Source organism: Bradyrhizobium arachidis, from assembly GCF_024758505.1.
Lineage (GTDB): Bacteria > Pseudomonadota > Alphaproteobacteria > Rhizobiales > Xanthobacteraceae > Bradyrhizobium > Bradyrhizobium manausense_C.
This window is the reverse complement of the sequence record NZ_CP077970.1, coordinates 5,064,380-5,080,529: the sequence shown is the minus strand read 5'-3', so window position 1 is coordinate 5,080,529 and position 16,150 is coordinate 5,064,380. Positions and strand designations below refer to the sequence as shown.

18 protein-coding genes are annotated in these 16,150 nt (G+C 63.6%); 10 read left to right on the top strand and 8 right to left on the bottom strand.

The window, feature by feature from the left end:
• The first annotated feature begins 34 nt into the window (after window positions 1-34).
• The 5 genes from KUF59_RS23530 to KUF59_RS23510 all read left to right on the top strand — a co-directional run bounded on the left by KUF59_RS23530 (window position 35) and on the right by KUF59_RS23510 (window position 3,836).
• Window positions 35-529 (top strand): type II 3-dehydroquinate dehydratase, encoded by a 495-nt coding sequence (locus KUF59_RS23530; protein WP_212459849.1) that lies wholly within the window; start codon window positions 35-37, stop codon window positions 527-529.
• Between the two features lie 96 nt (window positions 530-625).
• Window positions 626-1,282: a hypothetical protein gene (locus KUF59_RS23525; protein WP_212459850.1), complete on the top strand. Its 657-nt coding sequence runs from the start codon at window positions 626-628 to the stop codon at window positions 1,280-1,282.
• Window positions 1,282-2,100 carry a sugar phosphate isomerase/epimerase family protein gene (locus KUF59_RS23520; RefSeq protein ID WP_212459851.1) on the top strand — a complete coding sequence of 273 codons (819 nt, stop codon included), beginning with the start codon at window positions 1,282-1,284 and terminating at the stop codon, window positions 2,098-2,100. Before KUF59_RS23525 ends, KUF59_RS23520 begins: the two co-directional genes overlap by 1 nt.
• A gap of 17 nt (window positions 2,101-2,117) precedes the next feature.
• Window positions 2,118-2,243 carry an FAD-binding protein gene (locus KUF59_RS23515; protein WP_249140478.1) on the top strand — a complete coding sequence of 42 codons (126 nt, stop codon included), beginning with the start codon at window positions 2,118-2,120 and terminating at the stop codon, window positions 2,241-2,243.
• 6 nt (window positions 2,244-2,249) lie between these two features.
• On the top strand, window positions 2,250-3,836 hold the full coding sequence (locus KUF59_RS23510) for an FAD-binding protein (protein ID WP_249140479.1): 1,587 nt from the start codon (window positions 2,250-2,252) through the stop codon (window positions 3,834-3,836).
• Between the two features lie 88 nt (window positions 3,837-3,924).
• On the opposite strand, the gene KUF59_RS23505 is transcribed toward KUF59_RS23510, so the two are convergent.
• From KUF59_RS23505 to KUF59_RS23485, 5 genes are all read right to left on the bottom strand, one after another.
• Window positions 3,925-4,167: a hypothetical protein gene (locus tag KUF59_RS23505; protein WP_212459852.1), complete on the bottom strand. Its 243-nt coding sequence runs from the start codon at window positions 4,165-4,167 to the stop codon at window positions 3,925-3,927.
• Window positions 4,168-4,260: 93 nt separating this feature from the next.
• Window positions 4,261-4,671 (bottom strand): arsenate reductase (glutaredoxin), encoded by a 411-nt coding sequence (gene arsC / locus KUF59_RS23500; protein ID WP_258770033.1) that lies wholly within the window; start codon window positions 4,669-4,671, stop codon window positions 4,261-4,263.
• A complete protein-coding gene (locus KUF59_RS23495) occupies window positions 4,671-5,369 on the bottom strand; it encodes an aquaporin (RefSeq protein ID WP_212459853.1) in 699 nt (232 codons plus the stop codon). Before KUF59_RS23495 ends, arsC begins: the two co-directional genes overlap by 1 nt.
• The gene (locus KUF59_RS23490; protein WP_212459854.1) at window positions 5,369-5,896 is read right to left on the bottom strand and encodes an arsenate reductase ArsC; all 528 of its coding nucleotides are present in this window, start codon (window positions 5,894-5,896) and stop codon (window positions 5,369-5,371) included. Before KUF59_RS23490 ends, KUF59_RS23495 begins: the two co-directional genes overlap by 1 nt.
• A complete protein-coding gene (locus KUF59_RS23485) occupies window positions 5,889-6,251 on the bottom strand; it encodes an ArsR/SmtB family transcription factor (protein WP_212459855.1) in 363 nt (120 codons plus the stop codon). Before KUF59_RS23485 ends, KUF59_RS23490 begins: the two co-directional genes overlap by 8 nt.
• A 135-nt stretch (window positions 6,252-6,386) precedes the next feature.
• Here KUF59_RS23485 and KUF59_RS23480 point away from each other — a divergent pair, with 135 nt between their 5' ends.
• From KUF59_RS23480 to KUF59_RS23465, 4 genes are read left to right on the top strand one after another with little or no spacing between them, the layout of a single operon-like run.
• On the top strand, window positions 6,387-6,704 hold the full coding sequence (locus KUF59_RS23480; RefSeq protein ID WP_212459856.1) for an ArsR/SmtB family transcription factor: 318 nt from the start codon (window positions 6,387-6,389) through the stop codon (window positions 6,702-6,704).
• Window positions 6,705-6,752: 48 nt separating this feature from the next.
• Window positions 6,753-8,123, top strand: coding sequence for an NAD(P)-binding domain-containing protein (locus KUF59_RS23475; protein ID WP_212459857.1), 1,371 nt, complete (start codon window positions 6,753-6,755; stop codon window positions 8,121-8,123).
• Window positions 8,120-9,340 (top strand): MFS transporter, encoded by a 1,221-nt coding sequence (locus tag KUF59_RS23470; protein WP_212459858.1) that lies wholly within the window; start codon window positions 8,120-8,122, stop codon window positions 9,338-9,340. The genes KUF59_RS23475 and KUF59_RS23470 overlap by 4 nt, the downstream gene beginning before the upstream one ends.
• 28 nt (window positions 9,341-9,368) lie before the next feature.
• Window positions 9,369-10,541, top strand: coding sequence for an MFS transporter (locus KUF59_RS23465; RefSeq protein WP_212459953.1), 1,173 nt, complete (start codon window positions 9,369-9,371; stop codon window positions 10,539-10,541).
• A gap of 181 nt (window positions 10,542-10,722) precedes the next feature.
• On the opposite strand, the gene KUF59_RS23460 is transcribed toward KUF59_RS23465, so the two are convergent.
• Both KUF59_RS23460 and KUF59_RS23455 read right to left on the bottom strand, forming a co-directional pair.
• On the bottom strand, window positions 10,723-11,877 hold the full coding sequence (locus KUF59_RS23460; RefSeq protein WP_212459859.1) for an alpha-hydroxy acid oxidase: 1,155 nt from the start codon (window positions 11,875-11,877) through the stop codon (window positions 10,723-10,725).
• 79 nt (window positions 11,878-11,956) lie between these two features.
• Window positions 11,957-13,612, bottom strand: a complete 1,656-nt coding sequence (locus KUF59_RS23455; RefSeq protein ID WP_212459860.1) for an L-lactate permease — start codon at window positions 13,610-13,612, stop codon at window positions 11,957-11,959.
• A 188-nt stretch (window positions 13,613-13,800) separates the two neighbouring features.
• Here KUF59_RS23455 and KUF59_RS23450 point away from each other — a divergent pair, with 188 nt between their 5' ends.
• A complete protein-coding gene (locus KUF59_RS23450) occupies window positions 13,801-14,562 on the top strand; it encodes an FCD domain-containing protein (RefSeq protein WP_212459861.1) in 762 nt (253 codons plus the stop codon).
• Between the two features lie 244 nt (window positions 14,563-14,806).
• Here the strand turns inward: KUF59_RS23450 and KUF59_RS23445 are convergent, their stop codons facing one another.
• On the bottom strand, window positions 14,807-15,895 hold the full coding sequence (locus KUF59_RS23445; protein WP_212459862.1) for a methyl-accepting chemotaxis protein: 1,089 nt from the start codon (window positions 15,893-15,895) through the stop codon (window positions 14,807-14,809).
• Window positions 15,896-16,150 lie beyond the last annotated feature (255 nt).

Sequence of the window (16,150 nt, the reverse complement as noted above, 5' to 3'; positions counted from 1 at the left end):
TATCGCGTCGAAAAAATGAGAAGGAAAGGGCGAAATGGCCGCAAGGATCATGATCCTCAATGGACCCAACCTCAATTTCCTCGGCATCAGGGAACCGCACATCTACGGCTCGACGACGCTCGGGGAGATCGAGGCGAGCTGCCAGGCGCTTGCCGATCATCTCGGTGTGTCGATCTCGTTCCACCAGTCGAACATGGAGGGCGAGCTCGTCAACCTCATTCAATCAGCCCATGGCAAGGCGGATGCGATCATCATGAACCCCGCGGCCTATTCCTTCACCTCGATCGCGCTGATCGATGCGCTGAAGATTTTTGAGGGTGTGAAGATCGAGGTACACATCTCGAACATCCACGCGCGGGACGAGCTGCATCGTCACTCGATCACGTCGAGCGCCTGCACCTCAGTCATTTGCGGTCTCGGTCCCTACGGCTATCTCGCCGCGATCCTGGCGGCGGTGCAGCGGCTCGGACAATTGCCTGCAACGATTCCGGCGGCCCTGCACGGGATCGCCGCCGGCGGCAAGGCGTAGAGCATGATCCGGAAAAGTGCGCAGCGGTTTTCTCTCGCGACAAACGCGGAACGCGTTTGCGCGGAGATCATGCTCAAACAAAGAACGGGGGGCGGGATGCGCGGAGCGGGCTTTCTCGCCATCTGGAGCGACGTCGAGACGAGCGACCTCGTCGATTACCGGCACTGGCTGACGCGCGAGCACACGACCGAGCGCGTGACCACCAAGGGCTTCCTGGCATCGCGTGTCTTCCGCGCTGTGAGGGACGACATCAACCGCTTCTTCATCCTGTACGAGCTGGAAACGCCCGAGGTGCTCGACGGCGAGGCCTATCTGGCGCGTCTCAACGCGCCGACGGCGTGGTCGCAGCGCATCATGCCAAAGCTCGGCAATTTCAGGCGGGGCGGGGGCATCATGCGCGCGCGCGCGGGGCACGGCGAGGGCGCCACGATCATGGCGCTACGGATCGAGCAGTTGCCGGTTGATCCCCAGGGATTGGCCGAAGCGCTCGTCGCCTGCGACGGGGTTGCCGCCGTGCAGATCGGCGCGACCGATGAAGCGCGGACCTCGGTACCCTCAACAGAGAAAGGCATGCGGAAGAACGAGGGGTTTTTCGCAGGGCTCCTGTTGATCGAGGCGCTGGACACGGCGTCGCTGCAGGCGGCCTTGCGGAAGGCGGCCGAGATTGTGCCTGACGTTCTGGACCGGGCGAGCGAGCCTGAGGTCTATCAGAGCATGTTTTCGCTCGACGCCCGCCTCGCGGATTTCAGCTGATGGCAAATTTCTCGCTCGCCGCATTGACCGTGCTGGAGCTCGCGCCGCCCGAGATGATCGAGGTCGCGGCGCGCTGTGGCTACGAAATGGTCGGGCTCAGGCTGTTGCCGGCAACGCCTGATGGGATTGCCTATCGCCTGATGGATGATGAGCCGCTGTTCCGGGAGACGCTGCGACGAATGCAGGCGACGGGTGTGACGGTCGCCGATCTCGAAGTCGTTGCGTTCCGGCCCGACACGGACATCGGGTCGTTCACGCCCTTCTTCGAAGCAGGCGCGCGGCTTGGCGCAAAACACATTCTCGTCGCAGCCTACGATCCGGACCTGGCGCGGTTCTCCGATCGCTACCGGCAATTTTGCGAGGCGGCCGCAAAATATGGACTGACGTCCGACCTCGAATTCATGCCCTGGACCAGCGTCCCGGACCTGAAGACGGCGATGCGCATCGTCGGCGAGGTCGATCATCCCGCTGCCGGCATTCTGGTCGACGCGCTGCATTTCGACCGGTCGCGAAGCTCGCTCGCGGATATCGGCACCATCCAGGCAAAACGCCTTCACTACTGGCAGATCTGCGACGGCCCGGCCGAGCGCCCGGCGACGACGGAGCAGCTCATCCATGCCGCGCGCGAGGAGCGGATGTTTCCGGGCGAGGGCGGCATCGATCTCGTTGGGCTCGCGAGGGCGATGCCCGACGATCTGACGGTCAGCATCGAGGTTCCGACCGTTCAGCTGGCGAAAACCGTTGACAGCGAGACGCGAGCGCGCCGCGCGCTGCAGGCGGCGAAAGCCGTCGTCGCGAGGGCGCGCAACCCGGTGTGAGCGGAAGGGGGCTCGCGATGCCGCAAGTCGATCGTGCCTCGGATGTCGAGACCGATCTCCTGGTTTTCGGCGCCGGTGCGGCCGGCATGACCGCCGCGCTGGTCGGCGCCCTTGAGGGGCTCCAGGTCATCCTTTGCGAATAGTCTGACATGGTGGGTGGCACCACCGCGACCTCCGCCGGGACTGTCTGGATTCCGGGAAGCCGTCAAAGCCAGCGCGCAGGCACGCCTGATACGCTCGAAGCGGCCCGGACCTATCTCGCGGCACTACTCGGCGCGCATGCGACGGACGAGCGCCTGGAGACGTTCCTCAAGGCCGGCCCCATCGTGCTCGACTATCTCGAACAGAAGACGAGCGTGCAGTTCGCTGCGCCACCCGTGCACCCTGACTACAAGAACCTGCCGGGCGCTGCGATCGGCGGTCGTGCCCTCGGCGCCATTCCCTACGACGGCCGTAAGCTCGGCGCCGACTTTGCGCGCATCAGGCCGCCGCGTCGGGAGTTTTTGGTTCTCGGCGGCATGATGGTCGGAAAGACCGATATTCCGGCACTGGTGGCTCCGTTCCGCAGTTGGGCGCACCTCAGACATGTCGTTGGCATTCTCGCCCGGCATGCGCTCGATCGTACCAGCTACAAGCGGGGAACACGCCTGATCATGGGCAACGCGCTGGTCGCCAGGTTGTTTGCCGATATCCGCCGTGCCGGCGTCGACCTGCGCTACGAGACAGGGCTCAGCGAGCTTGTCTACAGGGGTGACGCCGTCGTCGGCGCCGTCCTCTCGACTCCGGCCGGAGAGTTGACGGTCCGCGCCCGCAAGGGCGTGGTGCTGGCGACGGGCGGTATCGGCTGGAGCCGCGAACTGCGCGAACGGTTGTTTCCGGAAGGCGTGCGCCGCTACTCAATGACGCCTTCGTCCAACACCGGCGACGGCATTTTGGCGGCCGAGCGCGTCAATGCCGTCATCGCGCGCGACCTCGAAAGCCCGGGCCTGTGGATGCCTGTTTCGGTCATGACGCAAGACGACGGCCATGTGTCAGTCTTCCCCCACATCATGCTCGATCGCGCCAAGCCGGGACTGCTTGCCGTCAACACATCGGGCCGTCGTTTCGTCAATGAAGCCGACTCCTACCACGACTTCGTGGCCGCGATGCTCCGCTCGAACGCGTCCACCGCGTCAGGTGTGCCGGCTTTCCTGATCTGCGATCGCAGCTTCATCAGGGATTTCGGCATCGGCCTGGTCCATCCCGGCACCAGATATCTCGACCGCTTCCTAAAGGCCAAATATCTGATCGAGGGCGAGACCATCGAGGCCCTGGCCGCAAAGATCGGCGTTGACGGGGATGGGCTTGCCCAGACCATCGCGCGATACAACCGCTATGCCGAAACCGGCGTGGACGAAGACTTCGGCCGCGGGTCGAGTGCGTTGAACCGCTTCAACGGCGACCCCCTGAGCAGGCCCAACCCGTGCCTGCGCCGGATCGGACCAGGACCGTATTACGCGGTCGCAGTCTGGCCGTCCGATCTCGCGAGCAGTGCCGGCCTGCATACGGATTCAGCCGCGCGTGTTCTGACCGGCAGCGGGACAGTCATCCCCGGCCTCTACGCCGCCGGGACCGATGCATCCTCGATCTTTCGCGGCACCTATCCGGGGCCGGGGACGATGATCGGCCCTGCCATCGTGTTCGGATGGTGTGCCGCGATGGATGCTGCGGGAATGTTACGCAGGCATCTCGGGTAGTTCGGCGATGTGATCGGCTTTATGCAGATGGCGTCGCGGAAAGGCCTCGCCGAGGCGAGGCCTTTCCTGCCGACTTTAGCGGGCTGCGTTAGTCATCCCAGTGATGATAACGGCGGATCACGACGCCGCGGTCGTAATCACGATGGTACCAGCCGTTGTGCCAGCCGCGGTCGTGACCGTAGAATCGTGCCCGCGGACCATTGTAGTAGCGGTCCCCGTAATAGCCGGAGTCGCCGCCGACATAGACGCCGAAACCGCCCGCATTCGCGATGGTCGGGGCACCGATTGCAAGCGTCGCTGCCGCTGCAAGAGCGTAAGTGAGCTTCTTCATCTGTTCCTCCTGTGCATCGTTTGCGCAGAGGGACTAACGACTGGGGGTACCGGGTGTTGCAGGAACCTCGAGGAAACTTTGCTGAACAGGAGTTCAGGTTTCATGGCGGGCTTCGACGACTTCGCCGTCTTCCTTGACGAAACGGCCGACGGGATCATCCAGGAGGTCGATCACGTCTTCCGAGGGCCGGCACAATCGCACGCCCTTTGGCGTAACCACGATCGGGCGATTGATGAGGATGGGATGCGCCATCATGAAATCGAGCAGTTCGTCGTCGGTCCACTTGAGATCACCCAATCCGAGCTCTTTATACGGCGTTCCTTTCTCGCGCAGCAGAGCGCGGGCCGGGATTCCCATTGCAGCGATCAGCTCTCTGAGCTTCTCGCGCGATGGCGGCGTCTTGAGGTATTCAACGACGACAGGCTCGACGCCGCTCTGCCGGATCATCGCCAGCGTGTTGCGCGAGGTACCGCAGTCCGGATTGTGATAGATCGTGACGCTCATCATCGGGTCTCCGTAATGGCAACGGGGCCGCGCACATCGGCGCGCCCGAGAAGCCAGTTCATCAGCAGCATGCCGGCGATTGCTCCGAAGAGTTCGGCGAGAATGAATCCCGGAAGGTCGGTCGGGCGAATGCCGGAAAAGGTGTTCGTCAGGGAACGCGCAATTGCGACCGCCGGATTGGCAAATGACGTCGATGCGGTGAACCAATACGCGGCCGTGATGTAGAGGCCTACCAGCCAAGGGACGGCCCCGCGCTGGAAGCGGATGCCGGCAAGGATCGTGGCGACCAATCCGAAGGCAGCCACGGCTTCCGCAAACCATTGCGCTCCGCCGGTCCGAACCTTGATCGACAGGTCAACCAGGGGGAGCGCGAACATCAGGTGGGCCACCATCGTCCCGATGGCGCCGCCGACGATCTGGGCGATGATGTAGAGCAGGGCCTCATTCACCGGCAGCTCGCGCTTGCCGGTGAAGACCAGCGTGACAGCCGGATTGAAATGGGCGCCGGAGATCGGACCAAGTACGGTGATCAGGACGACGAGGATGGCTCCGGTTGGCAAGGTGTTGCAGAGAAGCGCAAGGGCGACGTCCTTGGTCAGTGTTTCCGCCATGATGCCAGAACCGACAACGGTAGCTACGAGAATAGCTGTACCGAGGGCTTCGGCGGCCAGGCGTCGCGAAAGGTCGAACGTTTCCATCAGCCGGCCTTCGGCTCTGAACGTGTTGCACCGTCAGAGCGGCCGATCTCGCGCAGCTTGGTGCCGAGCGAGAGCTTGTCGATGCTCCTGAGCGGGAGGTTGACGAAGGTATCGATCCGATTCTTGAGATAGCGGAACGCCGTGACGAACGCCGCCTGCTTCTCCAGATCGGTGCCTTCTGCTGAGGCAGGATCCTCGATACCCCAGTGCGCAGTCATCGGCTGTCCCGGCCGGATCGGGCAGGCCTCGCCGGCCGCATTGTCGCAAACCGTGAAGACGAAATCCATCACCGGCGCATCGGGGACCGCGAACTCAAGCCAGCTCTTCGATCGCATCCCGTCAGCGGGATAGTCCATGCTTTCCAGCGTGCGCAGTGCCAGCGGGTGGACCGCGCCTTTCGGGGTGCTGCCGGCTGAGAAGGACTGAAAGCGCCCGGCGCCGTCCTTGCGAAGAATCGACTCAGCGAGGATCGAGCGCGCCGAATTGCCGGTGCACAGGAACAGAACATTGTAGACGTGGTCAGGCACCGCTTCGTTCCTTTCGCTTTGGGGAGCAGCAGGATTGCAGGGTTTGAACGACCGGCTCGCAAACTTCCGGCCTCCCGCCACAGCAATCCCGAAGCAGGAAAACTGCGACATCTCGAATCTCAGTGAGATTGGCGCGGTAGACGATCGAGCGGCTGCGCCGTTCGGATGTCACAAGGCGCGCACGAGTCAGGATCGACAGATGCGCCGACAGCGTGTTCTGCGGGACTGCCAACAGGCGAGCGAGGTCGCCCGCTGCAAGGCCGTCAGGCTCATGCTTGACCAGCGTCCGGAAGGCCTCCAGTCGGGTCGACTGAGACAGGGCAGAGAGGGCCAGAACGGCCTCTTCAGTTTCCATATATCCAGACTTATGGAATTAATAGGAGTGCGTCAATCCGGAATTTCCAAGCACCAGCCTTCTGGTCCAAATACATATTTCGAACATTCTAGAAATACAGTTGACAACGAGAGTGGCTCGGCACATCGTGTGAGCATGAAGATTGATGACGCAGCAGCAGGCCTGGAAGCCTTGGGCAATCGGACACGGCTCCAGATCTATAGGGCCTTGGTTCGGGCAGGGCACTCAGGCATGCCCGTCGGCCGTCTGCAGGAGAAGCTGAAGGTCCCAGCGTCGACACTCTCGCACCACATCAAAGCTTTGGTCTCCGTCGGACTTGTCAGTCAGGTCAGGGAATCGACGACCCTAGTCTGCCATGCGAACTACGATGCGATGCGGGGTCTGCTCCAGTTCCTGACAGCGGAATGCTGCGCCGACGAGGCGGGATGCAAGGACGCCCGAACGGCGGCCTGATTTTTTTGCAGTCTTATTCGATTATTCCAGAAAGATGGGAGATTCGAAGTGAACGATGCAAAGACGGTCGCTATCATTGGGGCGGGCCCCGTCGGCCTCGCAGCGGCGGCGCACGTGCTCGAACGCGGAATGTCGCCCATCGTGCTGGAGGCCGGGCCCGAAGCCGGACACGCGGTGCGCCAGTGGCAGCACGTCCAGCTCTTCTCGCCGTGGGAGTACAACGTCGACAAGGCCGCTGCGCGCCTGCTGGCGCCGACGGGATGGAACTCGCCGGAGCCAAAGTCCTATCCGACCAGCTCCGAACTGATCGACCGCTACCTCGAGCCGCTCGCGACGCGAACGCCATTGCGCGAGGCAATTCGGACTTCCAGTCGCGTCACGGCGATCAGCCGTGTGGGCTTCGACAAGGCGAAGACGAAGGGACGAGAGCAAGCGCCCTTCGAAATCCGCTATCAGAACGGCAAAGGCCCTGAGGTGCTGCGCGCTGAGGCCGTCATCGATGTTTCCGGCACCTGGTTCTCCCCCAATCCGGCCGGCCGCAACGGCTTGCCGGCGATCGGCGAGCCTGAGCAAGCCCACCGCATCGCGTACGGCATGCCGGATGTGCGGGGAGCCGATCGTGCCAGATATGCCGGCAAGACCATTGCCGTCCTCGGCGCTGGCCACTCCGCCGTAGGCACGCTGATCGATCTCGTGCATCTCGCCGACGAGGTGCCAGCGACGCAGCCCGTCTGGCTGTTGCGCGGCGCCGATCCCGCGAAGGCCTTCGGTGGCGGTCGCAATGACAAGCTTGCCGCACGCGGCGAACTCGGTGCCGCCTTCGCTGCCCTCGTTTCCGCTGGGAAGATCCGGGTAGAGACCGAATTCGGCGTCACGCACCTGTCGGAATCCGATGGGCGCCTCCGGATCGCAGCCGGCGCCTGCTCCGGTGCGCGAAGCGTGATCGCGGATGAATTGACCGTGTCAACGGGCTTCCGTCCCGACTTTTCATTCCTGTCGGAACTGCGTCTGCGGCTTGATCCGGCCATCGAGGCGCCGGTCGCCCTCGCACCGCTCATCGATCCCAACGAGCATAGCTGCGGGACGGTGCGCCCGCACGGCGCTCGCGAGCTCGCACATGACGAGCCGGGCTTCTATCTGGCCGGAATGAAGTCGTATGGTCGCGCCCCGACCTTCCTCATGATGACGGGCTATGAACAGGTCCGCTCGATCGCCGCCGATATCGCCGGTGACAAGAAGGCCGCGGCGAGAGTGGAACTTGTGCTGCCGGAGACCGGTGTCTGTACGCGTGGTGGCCTCGAGTCCGCCGCCGTTGCATCGGGGTGTTGCGGCGGGCCGGCGAAGGAAGATACATCGGCATGCTGTGCTGCCGATGAAACGGCGAAGAAGGCAGGCGCTTCGGGGTGCGGTTGTTCATGAAGCAAGTCCTCGCGGGCCAAGCTGAAGGCCCGCTCGCCGTTGTAGTCGCGCTCGGCACCACGCAAACCATTGCGTGGGCGTCGAGCTATTATCTTCCGGCAGTCCTCGCTGCTCCGATCGCGCGGGATCTTGATCTTGCGCCGACTTACGTGTTCGGGGCGCTCTCGGGTGCGCTCATCCTTTCCGGTGTCCTCGGCCCGCGTGTCGGTCATGCGATCGACCAGTTCGGCGGGCGTAGCCTGCTCGTAAGCTCGAACGCTGTCTTTGCCGCAGGTTTGCTGCTGCTATCCGGAGCCCATGGCGCAGCGTTGCTGATTGCCTCGTGGATGCTGCTCGGGATCGGCATGGGTCTGGGTCTTTACGAGGCGGCATTTGCAACGCTCGCGCGCATCTACGGCACCGGCGCTCGAAGGTCGATCACCGGCATCACCTTGATCGCTGGCTTTGCGAGCACCGTTGGCTGGCCGCTCACGACCTGGCTCGACGCCGAATACGGCTGGCGGGCGGCCTGCCAGATATGGGCGGTCATCCACGTCTGCCTCGCTTTGCCGCTCAATCTTTTGCTGCCGCGGGCTACGCCACTCGATCAGGTCTCCCAACCGACTTCCGGAGCGAGCCCGCATCCCGCGGGCCAGAGCGAGACGTTTGCGATGGGCGTGCTGGCCTACATGTTTGCGGCAGCAAGCTTCGTCAGCTCCGGCGTTTCGGCCATTCTGCCGTCGATGCTGGTCGCGTTTGGAGCCACGCCGGCGCAAGCCCTGCTCGCGGGAACGTTGGTCGGCCCTGCCCAGGTCGGTGCGCGTCTCCTCGAAGCGGGCTTTCTCGCCCGGTTCCATCCGCTGTTGTCGGCGAGGCTCGCCATGCTCATGAATCCGATCGGTGTTGTCACGTTGATCGCAGGAGGTTCATTCTTTGCGCCGGTTTTCGCCGCTCTCTACGGAGCCGGCAACGGGATCATCACGATCGCGCGTGGCACGCTGCCATTGGTGTTGTTTGGACCGGTGGGATTCGGCAAGCGTGTCGGCATGATTTCGCTTCCGTCTCGGCTGACCGGCGCCGCCGCACCGCTGGTGCTGGGGTTGATGGTCGAGCACATCGGGCGCGGTGCGCTGTGGATCTGCGCGCTCACCTCGGTCTCCGCATTCTTCGCGCTTCTGCTCCTTCGCGCGAACCCGTCGCCATCAAGGCAGCTCCAGGTGGGAGGACGAAATTCATAGCTTGAGCGGACGGTCCCTGATCGCGGTGATGTGCATCGGGCAGGTTGGAAATCTGCTGCCACATGTCACGCTGTCCGCAAACCTGGCGCAGCATCTTATGCCGGCGTGGGGGCTCTCCGCCGCCGAAGGCGGCTTGATGGCGAGCGGCTATGCGTTCGGCTACATGCTCGCAGTTCCGGTATTGACGACGTTGACCGATCGGATCGATGCGCGGCTCGTTCTGCTCTGGGGCTCGATCGTCAGTGGGCTCGCCACGGCTGCCTTCGGCATCTTCGCGCAAGGGTTCTGGTCGGGCACGGTGATCTGGTCCCTTGCTGGCCTCGGATTTGCCGGCGCCTACATGCCGGGCCTGAAGGCGTTGACGGATCGGCTGCCTGCTGGCGACACCTCACGGGCGGTCACTCTCTACACGTCGAGCTTCTCGGTCGGCGTCGGCATCTCGTTTCTGGTGGCGCAAATTGTCGCTGATCGTTGGGGATGGCGGTCTGCCTTCCTCGTGACCGGCCTTGGTCCCGTTGCGATGGTGGTGGCGTGTCTTCTGATCGAGGGTCGCAGGCCCGCTGCGAAAGCGGCTCGTCTGCTGAACTTCGGACCCGTCTTCGCCAATCGCGAGGCCCTTGGTTACATCCTGGGTTATGGCGCTCACTGCTTCGAACTGTACGGCATCCGCACCTGGTTGGTCGGGTTCTGGACGTTCGTTGTCGCACATCAAGGCGCGCCGTCCTGGTTGACCCCGGTCGTGATGAGCTTCTGCTTCGCGGTCATCTCGATGCCGGCCAGCATCCTCGGCAACGAGGCGGCGCTGAAGTTCGGCCGCCATCGGGCGATCACGGTTGTGATGATTGCTTCGGCTTGCGTGGCACTGGTCATCGGCCTCAACGCGACGGCCCCCGCATGGGTGCTGGCGCTGCTGATGGTCCTCTATGGCCTGACCGTGCCGGCTGATTCAGGCGCGCTGACCGCCGGCATGTCGGCCGCGGCCGTGCCCGAACACCGTGGCGCAACTCTCGCCTTGCATTCCACGGTGGGTTTCGGCCTGTCGGCACTCGGGGCCTGGGGGACGGGCGTGGCACTCGACATTGCCGGCGGATCGCAGAGCGCGAGCGGCTGGCTGCTGGTGTTCACGGTTCTCGCCGCCGGGATAATGCTGGGTCCGTTCGCGCTGCTGTGGGCGAGAACGAACCAGTCGAGGGGGGCGTAGCGTTGGAGCTGGCCTCCCGACGATCGCATATTACCCCGATTTGCCCGTCGTGCTGATTTTCCAGTGGTGTCGGCCGGGCTTGCCGGGTTCATGGCGGCCCGGCTCGTCGGGGCTGGCCTTGCCCTCCCACTCGCGCGCTGGTTTTGGAAGCGGGGCAACGGCTGAGGCTTGCTCGGAGGCCTTAGCTCGTCGACCTGAAACGCAAATTGGCTCGCGAGAGCTGTGCCACTGAGGTGCACCCCATCAGCTTCATGTCGCGCTCGAGTTCCGCGCGGAGCAAGCCGAGTGCACGCTCGACGCCGGCCTGGCCTGCGGCTGCGAGCGGGTAGAGGTAGTAGCGGCCCAGGCCGACGGCTTTGGCGCCGAGCGAGAGTGCTTTGAGGATGTGCGTTCCACGCTGCACACCGCCATCCATCATCACATCGATCCGGTCGCCTACGGCGTCGACGATCTCGGCGAGCTGATCGAAAGCCGCGCGCGATCCGTCGAGCTGCCGGCCGCCATGGTTGGACAGAATGATGCCCTTGCAGCCGATGTCGATCGCGCGTCGCGCGTCCTCGACGGACATGACGCCCTTGAGGCAGAACGGCCCGTTCCAGTTCCGCACCATTTCAGCAACATCGCCCCAGTCCATGGAAGGGTCGAGCATGTCCGTAAAATAGCGTCCGATCGACATGGCGCCGCCGCTCATGTCGACATGATCCTCCAGTTGCGGCAACCTGAAGCGCGCGTGTGTTGCGTACTGGAGTCCCCACATCGGCTTGATCGCGAATTGCAGCATGCCAGCGAGGGTCAGGCGGAAGGGAATGCTGAACCCCGTGCGCAGATCGCGCTCGCGGTTTCCGCCGGTGATGCTGTCCACCGTGAGCATCATGACCTCAACGCCCGCGTCCCGGGCCCGTTGCATCATGGCACGGTTGAGACCGCGGTCGCGGTGGAAATAGAACTGATAGACCTGCGGTACGTCGTGCGCCTTGCGCAACTCCTCGATGCTGACGGTGCCGAGCGAGGAGACGCCGAACATCGTCCCGATCTTGGCGGCGGCCGCCGCGACGGCACGCTCACCCTGGTGATGGAACAGCCGCTGCAACGCAGTTGGCGAACAGTAGAACGGCGTCGCAAGCTTCTGACCCATGACCGTCACCGACAGGTCGACGTCGCGCACGCCGCGCAAGACGTTCGGAACGAGGTCGCAATCCTCGAAGCTCCGGCTGTTGCGGCGCTGGCTGGTTTCGTCGTCCGCCCCGCCATCGATGTAGTCGAAGATCGGCCCCGGCAGACGCCGGCGCGCGAGCCGCCGGAAATCGTGGAAATTGTGACACTGGTTGAGGCGCATTATCCATCCTCCTTACTCTTGTCCGATTGCGGAGCGGCCAACGAGAGGCGGGAGACTCAGCGCCTCCCGCCGTAGCGCGTCAGTGAACCAGGAGCGTGAGCGGCCAGAGATAAGCCTGACCGAGCACCAGCAGGCCGACAAGGGCGGCCAGCGCAAGGCTGTGAAAGAACACGAAGCGCAGGATAGTGCCCTCGTGGCCGTACCATTTGGTGGCGGTCGAGGCGACGACGATGCTCTGGGCATCGATCATCTTGCCCATCACGCCGCCGGAGCTGTTGGCGGCGGCCATCAGCACCGGATTCAGGCCGAGCTGCTCGGCGCTGATCTTTTGCAAGCCTCCGAACAGCACGTTGGAGGAGGTGTCGGAGCCGGTGAGTGCGACGCCGAGCCACCCGATCATGGCGCCGAAGAACGGGTAGAACATCCCCGTTTTCGCCAAGGCAAGACCGAGCGTCGCGTCGGTGCCCGAGTATTTGGTGACGAAGCCCAGCGCCAGCATGCAGGCGATCGTCAGCAGCGAATAGCGCACGAGGGCCAGCGTCCTGCCGAAGACTCTGACCAGACCCAGCGGGGTATAGCCGAGCAGGAGTCCCGACAGCAGCGCCGAGAGGAAGATGCCCGTGCCCGCCGCCGACAGGATGTTGAACGCGTAAACCGCGGACTCCGGGGATAGCTTGGCCACGACAGGTGGAGCCTTGAGAACAAGATTGTGAAGCCCTTCGACCGGGAAACGGCCGATCCAGATGCCGTCGAGCCAGGCCTTCACCTGGGGCGTACCCCAGGCGAACACGAACACGGAGAGGATGATCCAGGGCATCCAGGCCCGGGCAATCGCTGCCTTGGAGGTCTGGTCGACCTCATGCTCATGCGCCTCGTCCGCCTGCGCCCTGCCAAATCCCTCCGGCATCTCTTTCAGGACGTGTTTCGGCCGCCAGACCCGCAGGAACGCCCACAGGCACGTCATCGACGTGATCGCTGCGATGACGTCGACCAGCCACGGCCCGTGGAAGTTGGATACGAGATATTGCGGAATGGCGAACGACACGCCGGCAACGGCGATAGCAGGCCAGATCTCCGCCATCTTGCGGAAGCCGACGAAGGCCCAGATCAGCCAGAACGGGACGAGCAGGGAGAAGAACGGTAGTTGCCGTCCGATCATGCCGGAGAGCGCCTGCAGATCGAGGCCCGTGACGGCGGCAAGTGCAATCACCGGCGTTCCCAATGCGCCGTATGCAACGGGTGCAGTGTTGGCGATCAGCGACAGGCCGGAAGCTGCGAGCGGCGAGAAACCGAGGCCGATCAGCATGGCAGCCGTCACCGCGACCGGCGTGCCGAAGCCGGCGGCGCCTTCGAAGAAGGCGCCAAGGGAAAATGCGATGAAGAGCAACTGCAGCCGTCTGTCGTCGCTAAGGCTGCTGATCGAGCGCTGCAAGACCTCGAACTCGCCTTTTTCGTTGGTGAGCTGATAGAGAAAGATGATGTTGAGCACCAGCCAGCCGATCGGAAGCAAGCCGAACGCGGCGCCGTAGGCGGCGGACATGCCGGCCATCGCAACGGGCATTCCGAAACCGAAGATCGCGACGGCCAACGCTGCAGCCAATCCCAGGATCGCAGCCCAATGTGCCTTGATCTCGAAAATCGCGATTGCGCCCAAGAGCACGATGACGGGCAGCGCGGCTGCCGCCGTCGAAAGCCAGGGATTGTTGAAGGGGTCGTAAATCTGGGTCCACGCCACGAAGGCCTCCTCATGTTTCCAATGGAGCTCGTCGCTTGACCGCGATCTTGAATTTCGAGGTCTGGTAAAAATAATTTACCAAGATGTCAATTAGGAAATATAATTGACCGTGGCTGGAAACTGTTCGAAACCTTGACCGAGGTATGTCGTTGCGTCATATTCTTCCGGTCTGCCAAATGGATAGGGCGATGGTCGTGCGAACGCCGAAAATTTCGGAAGCCATGGCAGAGCACATCGAAAAGCTCATCCTGGAAGGCGTATTGCGGCCGGGCGAGCGCCTCGCGCCCGAACGTGAGCTTGCCGAGAAGCTCGAAATTTCGCGTCCGTCGCTGCGCGAAGCGCTCGAGATACTCGAAAGCCGCGGCTTGCTGGTGAGCGACCGCTCAGGCACCTTCGTCGCACAATTCCTTTCGCCGCTGTTCAGGCCTCTCGCCACGCTGTTGCAGGACAAGCCCCGGGTCACCGCGGACTATTTCGAATTCCGGCGTATCCAGGAGGCCCACGCCGCGCGGTTTGCGGCAATGCGTGCGACCGATGTCGATCGTCAGGCGATCCGGCAATGCGTGGAACGGATGAAGAAGGCGCATCGGCTGGAGGACCCGACACAGGAGGGCGATGCAGACGTCGATCTCCATCTACTGATCTACGAAGCAAGCCACAACGTGGTCCTGCTGCACGTCATGCGCGCGCTCGCAGACCTCTTGCGCAACAACATCTTCTACGGCCGGGCACAGCTTTATCTGCGCGAGGGCGTGCGGGACCACCTGCTTGAGCAGCATCTGGCTCTCGCGCAAGCGGTAATCGCCGGCAAGGCAAAGGAAGCCGAAGCCGCCGCGGCGGAGCACATCCGCTTCACGTTCGAAACCGTCGAGGAAATCCGCCGTGATGGCCTGCGGTTGGAGACGTCGCTCAGCCGGGTGAACCGCAGCGATCTCCTCGCCGGGAAATGATGCCGTGATCCACGGCGTGTGCCGTCCGGACAGCACTCGGCCGCAGGCATGAGCCTATGCTGCCGTCAGGCGCTCGTTGCCGGGACGGGCAAAGGCGCGCTTCCAAGCCACGCCACGATTGCACATTACTCCCGATTTGCCCGACGTGTCAACTGTTTTTCCGAAATTCGGTCAGGCGATACGCCGGCAACCTCTGGCTACTGTGCATGGGGTTGTTTCGATGCTTTGGGTGAGGAAGGCGGCCTCAGGCCCCGCAGACGATCACGCCGTACCAGCCCAGGCCCCGATACGTCTCGTAGCCGGGGGTGGCGTGGAAGGCGACGAGGGCGCCGGTGCGGTCGTGGTAGAAGCCCGAGCGCTGGCCGTTCGCCGACAGCGTCAGGCGCTCGCTGAGGATGCCCTGGCCGTCGGAGGCGGCGATCACGCGAAAATGGGAGTCGACCAGCAACACGCGCGCCTTGTCGCTGTCGCCGACGCGCACGCCCTGGACGATGGCGCGGGCCTGCGGCTCCCAGTCGAAGTGGATCGCAAGCACGCCGATCGGCGCGCCGTGAGCCTGGCCGCCGGCGCGCACGCTGGCGCAATAGGTCGCGACCTGCGCATTGCCGAGCAGCGGCTGGTTTTCGACGTCGCCGGCGACATAGTCGTCGCCGGAGCGCAGCGTCTTCGCCTCGCGAAACCATTTTGTGTTGGCGACGTTCTGGCCGACCACGCGAAACCGGTCCGCGCGGCCGTTGGCGATCACATTGCCTTCGAGGTCGCAGAGCCAGAGATCGAGATAGACGGTGTAGGCGCCGAGGATGACGGCAAGTCGCTCCGAAGCGTGCGTGACGGCGGCCGCGCTCGGGGCGGCGGCGCAATCGACCACTGCGGAATCCGTCGCCCACCAGCGCACGTCGCAGGTGCGCTCATAGAGGTTGCGGTCGATCAGCTCGATGGCGTTGAGCGACATGTCGACCATGCGCTCGCCGCGCGAGCGCTGGCTCATCCGCTCGATCGAGGCGACGAGATCGCCGGTGCGCTTGGTCAGTTGTGATTCCAGCTCGCGCGCGATGGTCTCGACCTGCTGGCCGACGCCGCGCACCTCCTGCGCCACCACCGCAAAGCCCGCGCCTTGCGCGCCGGCACGCGAACTTTCGATCAGCGCGTTCAGCGCCAGCATCTTCATCTGATTGGTGATCTGCTGGATCGACTTGGTCTTGTCGACCGCGATCTGGTTGACCTCGGCGGTCAGCCGGTTGATCAGTGCGGAGATATCGGAATCGTCTTCGGCATCGGGATTGGTAGTTCCGTTCGCAATCGGCCTGGCCTTCAGACCCAGCGCAGCAGACATCGGGGATTCCCTTGCAATGAGGTCTGATCTGCAATGACGCGGAACCAAAAATTACAGATCGAATACAGGTCTTTTTCGAGGATTCCGCCTAACGCTCACTTAATTTGCTGTCATGCGCGCTGCTCAAATGGTAGTCAGCGCGCACACGAAATCGGCAATCCACCGTTTTGTTCGACGCTGACATTGCAAACAGCGCAGCATTCCCGCCGAATCCGGCTCGTAGCGACCGCGCGCCGCGTACCCTTGGCACGAGCG

Bases quoted from the DNA above. Each gene is read 5' to 3' on its own strand.
- KUF59_RS23530 (WP_212459849.1), top strand. From the start codon at position 35: ATGGCCGCAAGGATCATGATCCTCAATGGACCCAACCTCAATTTCCTC.
- KUF59_RS23525 (WP_212459850.1), top strand. From the start codon at position 626: ATGCGCGGAGCGGGCTTTCTCGCCATCTGGAGCGACGTCGAGACGAGC.
- KUF59_RS23520 (WP_212459851.1), top strand. From the start codon at position 1,282: ATGGCAAATTTCTCGCTCGCCGCATTGACCGTGCTGGAGCTCGCGCCG.
- KUF59_RS23515 (WP_249140478.1), top strand. From the start codon at position 2,118: ATGCCGCAAGTCGATCGTGCCTCGGATGTCGAGACCGATCTCCTGGTT.
- KUF59_RS23510 (WP_249140479.1), top strand. From the start codon at position 2,250: ATGGTGGGTGGCACCACCGCGACCTCCGCCGGGACTGTCTGGATTCCG.
- KUF59_RS23505 (WP_212459852.1), bottom strand. From the start codon at position 4,167: ATGAAGAAGCTCACTTACGCTCTTGCAGCGGCAGCGACGCTTGCAATC.
- arsC (WP_258770033.1), bottom strand. From the start codon at position 4,671: ATGAGCGTCACGATCTATCACAATCCGGACTGCGGTACCTCGCGCAAC.
- KUF59_RS23495 (WP_212459853.1), bottom strand. From the start codon at position 5,369: ATGGAAACGTTCGACCTTTCGCGACGCCTGGCCGCCGAAGCCCTCGGT.
- KUF59_RS23485 (WP_212459855.1), bottom strand. From the start codon at position 6,251: ATGGAAACTGAAGAGGCCGTTCTGGCCCTCTCTGCCCTGTCTCAGTCG.
- KUF59_RS23480 (WP_212459856.1), top strand. From the start codon at position 6,387: ATGAAGATTGATGACGCAGCAGCAGGCCTGGAAGCCTTGGGCAATCGG.
- KUF59_RS23470 (WP_212459858.1), top strand. From the start codon at position 8,120: ATGAAGCAAGTCCTCGCGGGCCAAGCTGAAGGCCCGCTCGCCGTTGTA.
- KUF59_RS23465 (WP_212459953.1), top strand. From the start codon at position 9,369: ATGTGCATCGGGCAGGTTGGAAATCTGCTGCCACATGTCACGCTGTCC.
- KUF59_RS23460 (WP_212459859.1), bottom strand. From the start codon at position 11,877: ATGCGCCTCAACCAGTGTCACAATTTCCACGATTTCCGGCGGCTCGCG.
- KUF59_RS23450 (WP_212459861.1), top strand. From the start codon at position 13,801: ATGGTCGTGCGAACGCCGAAAATTTCGGAAGCCATGGCAGAGCACATC.
- KUF59_RS23445 (WP_212459862.1), bottom strand. From the start codon at position 15,895: ATGTCTGCTGCGCTGGGTCTGAAGGCCAGGCCGATTGCGAACGGAACT.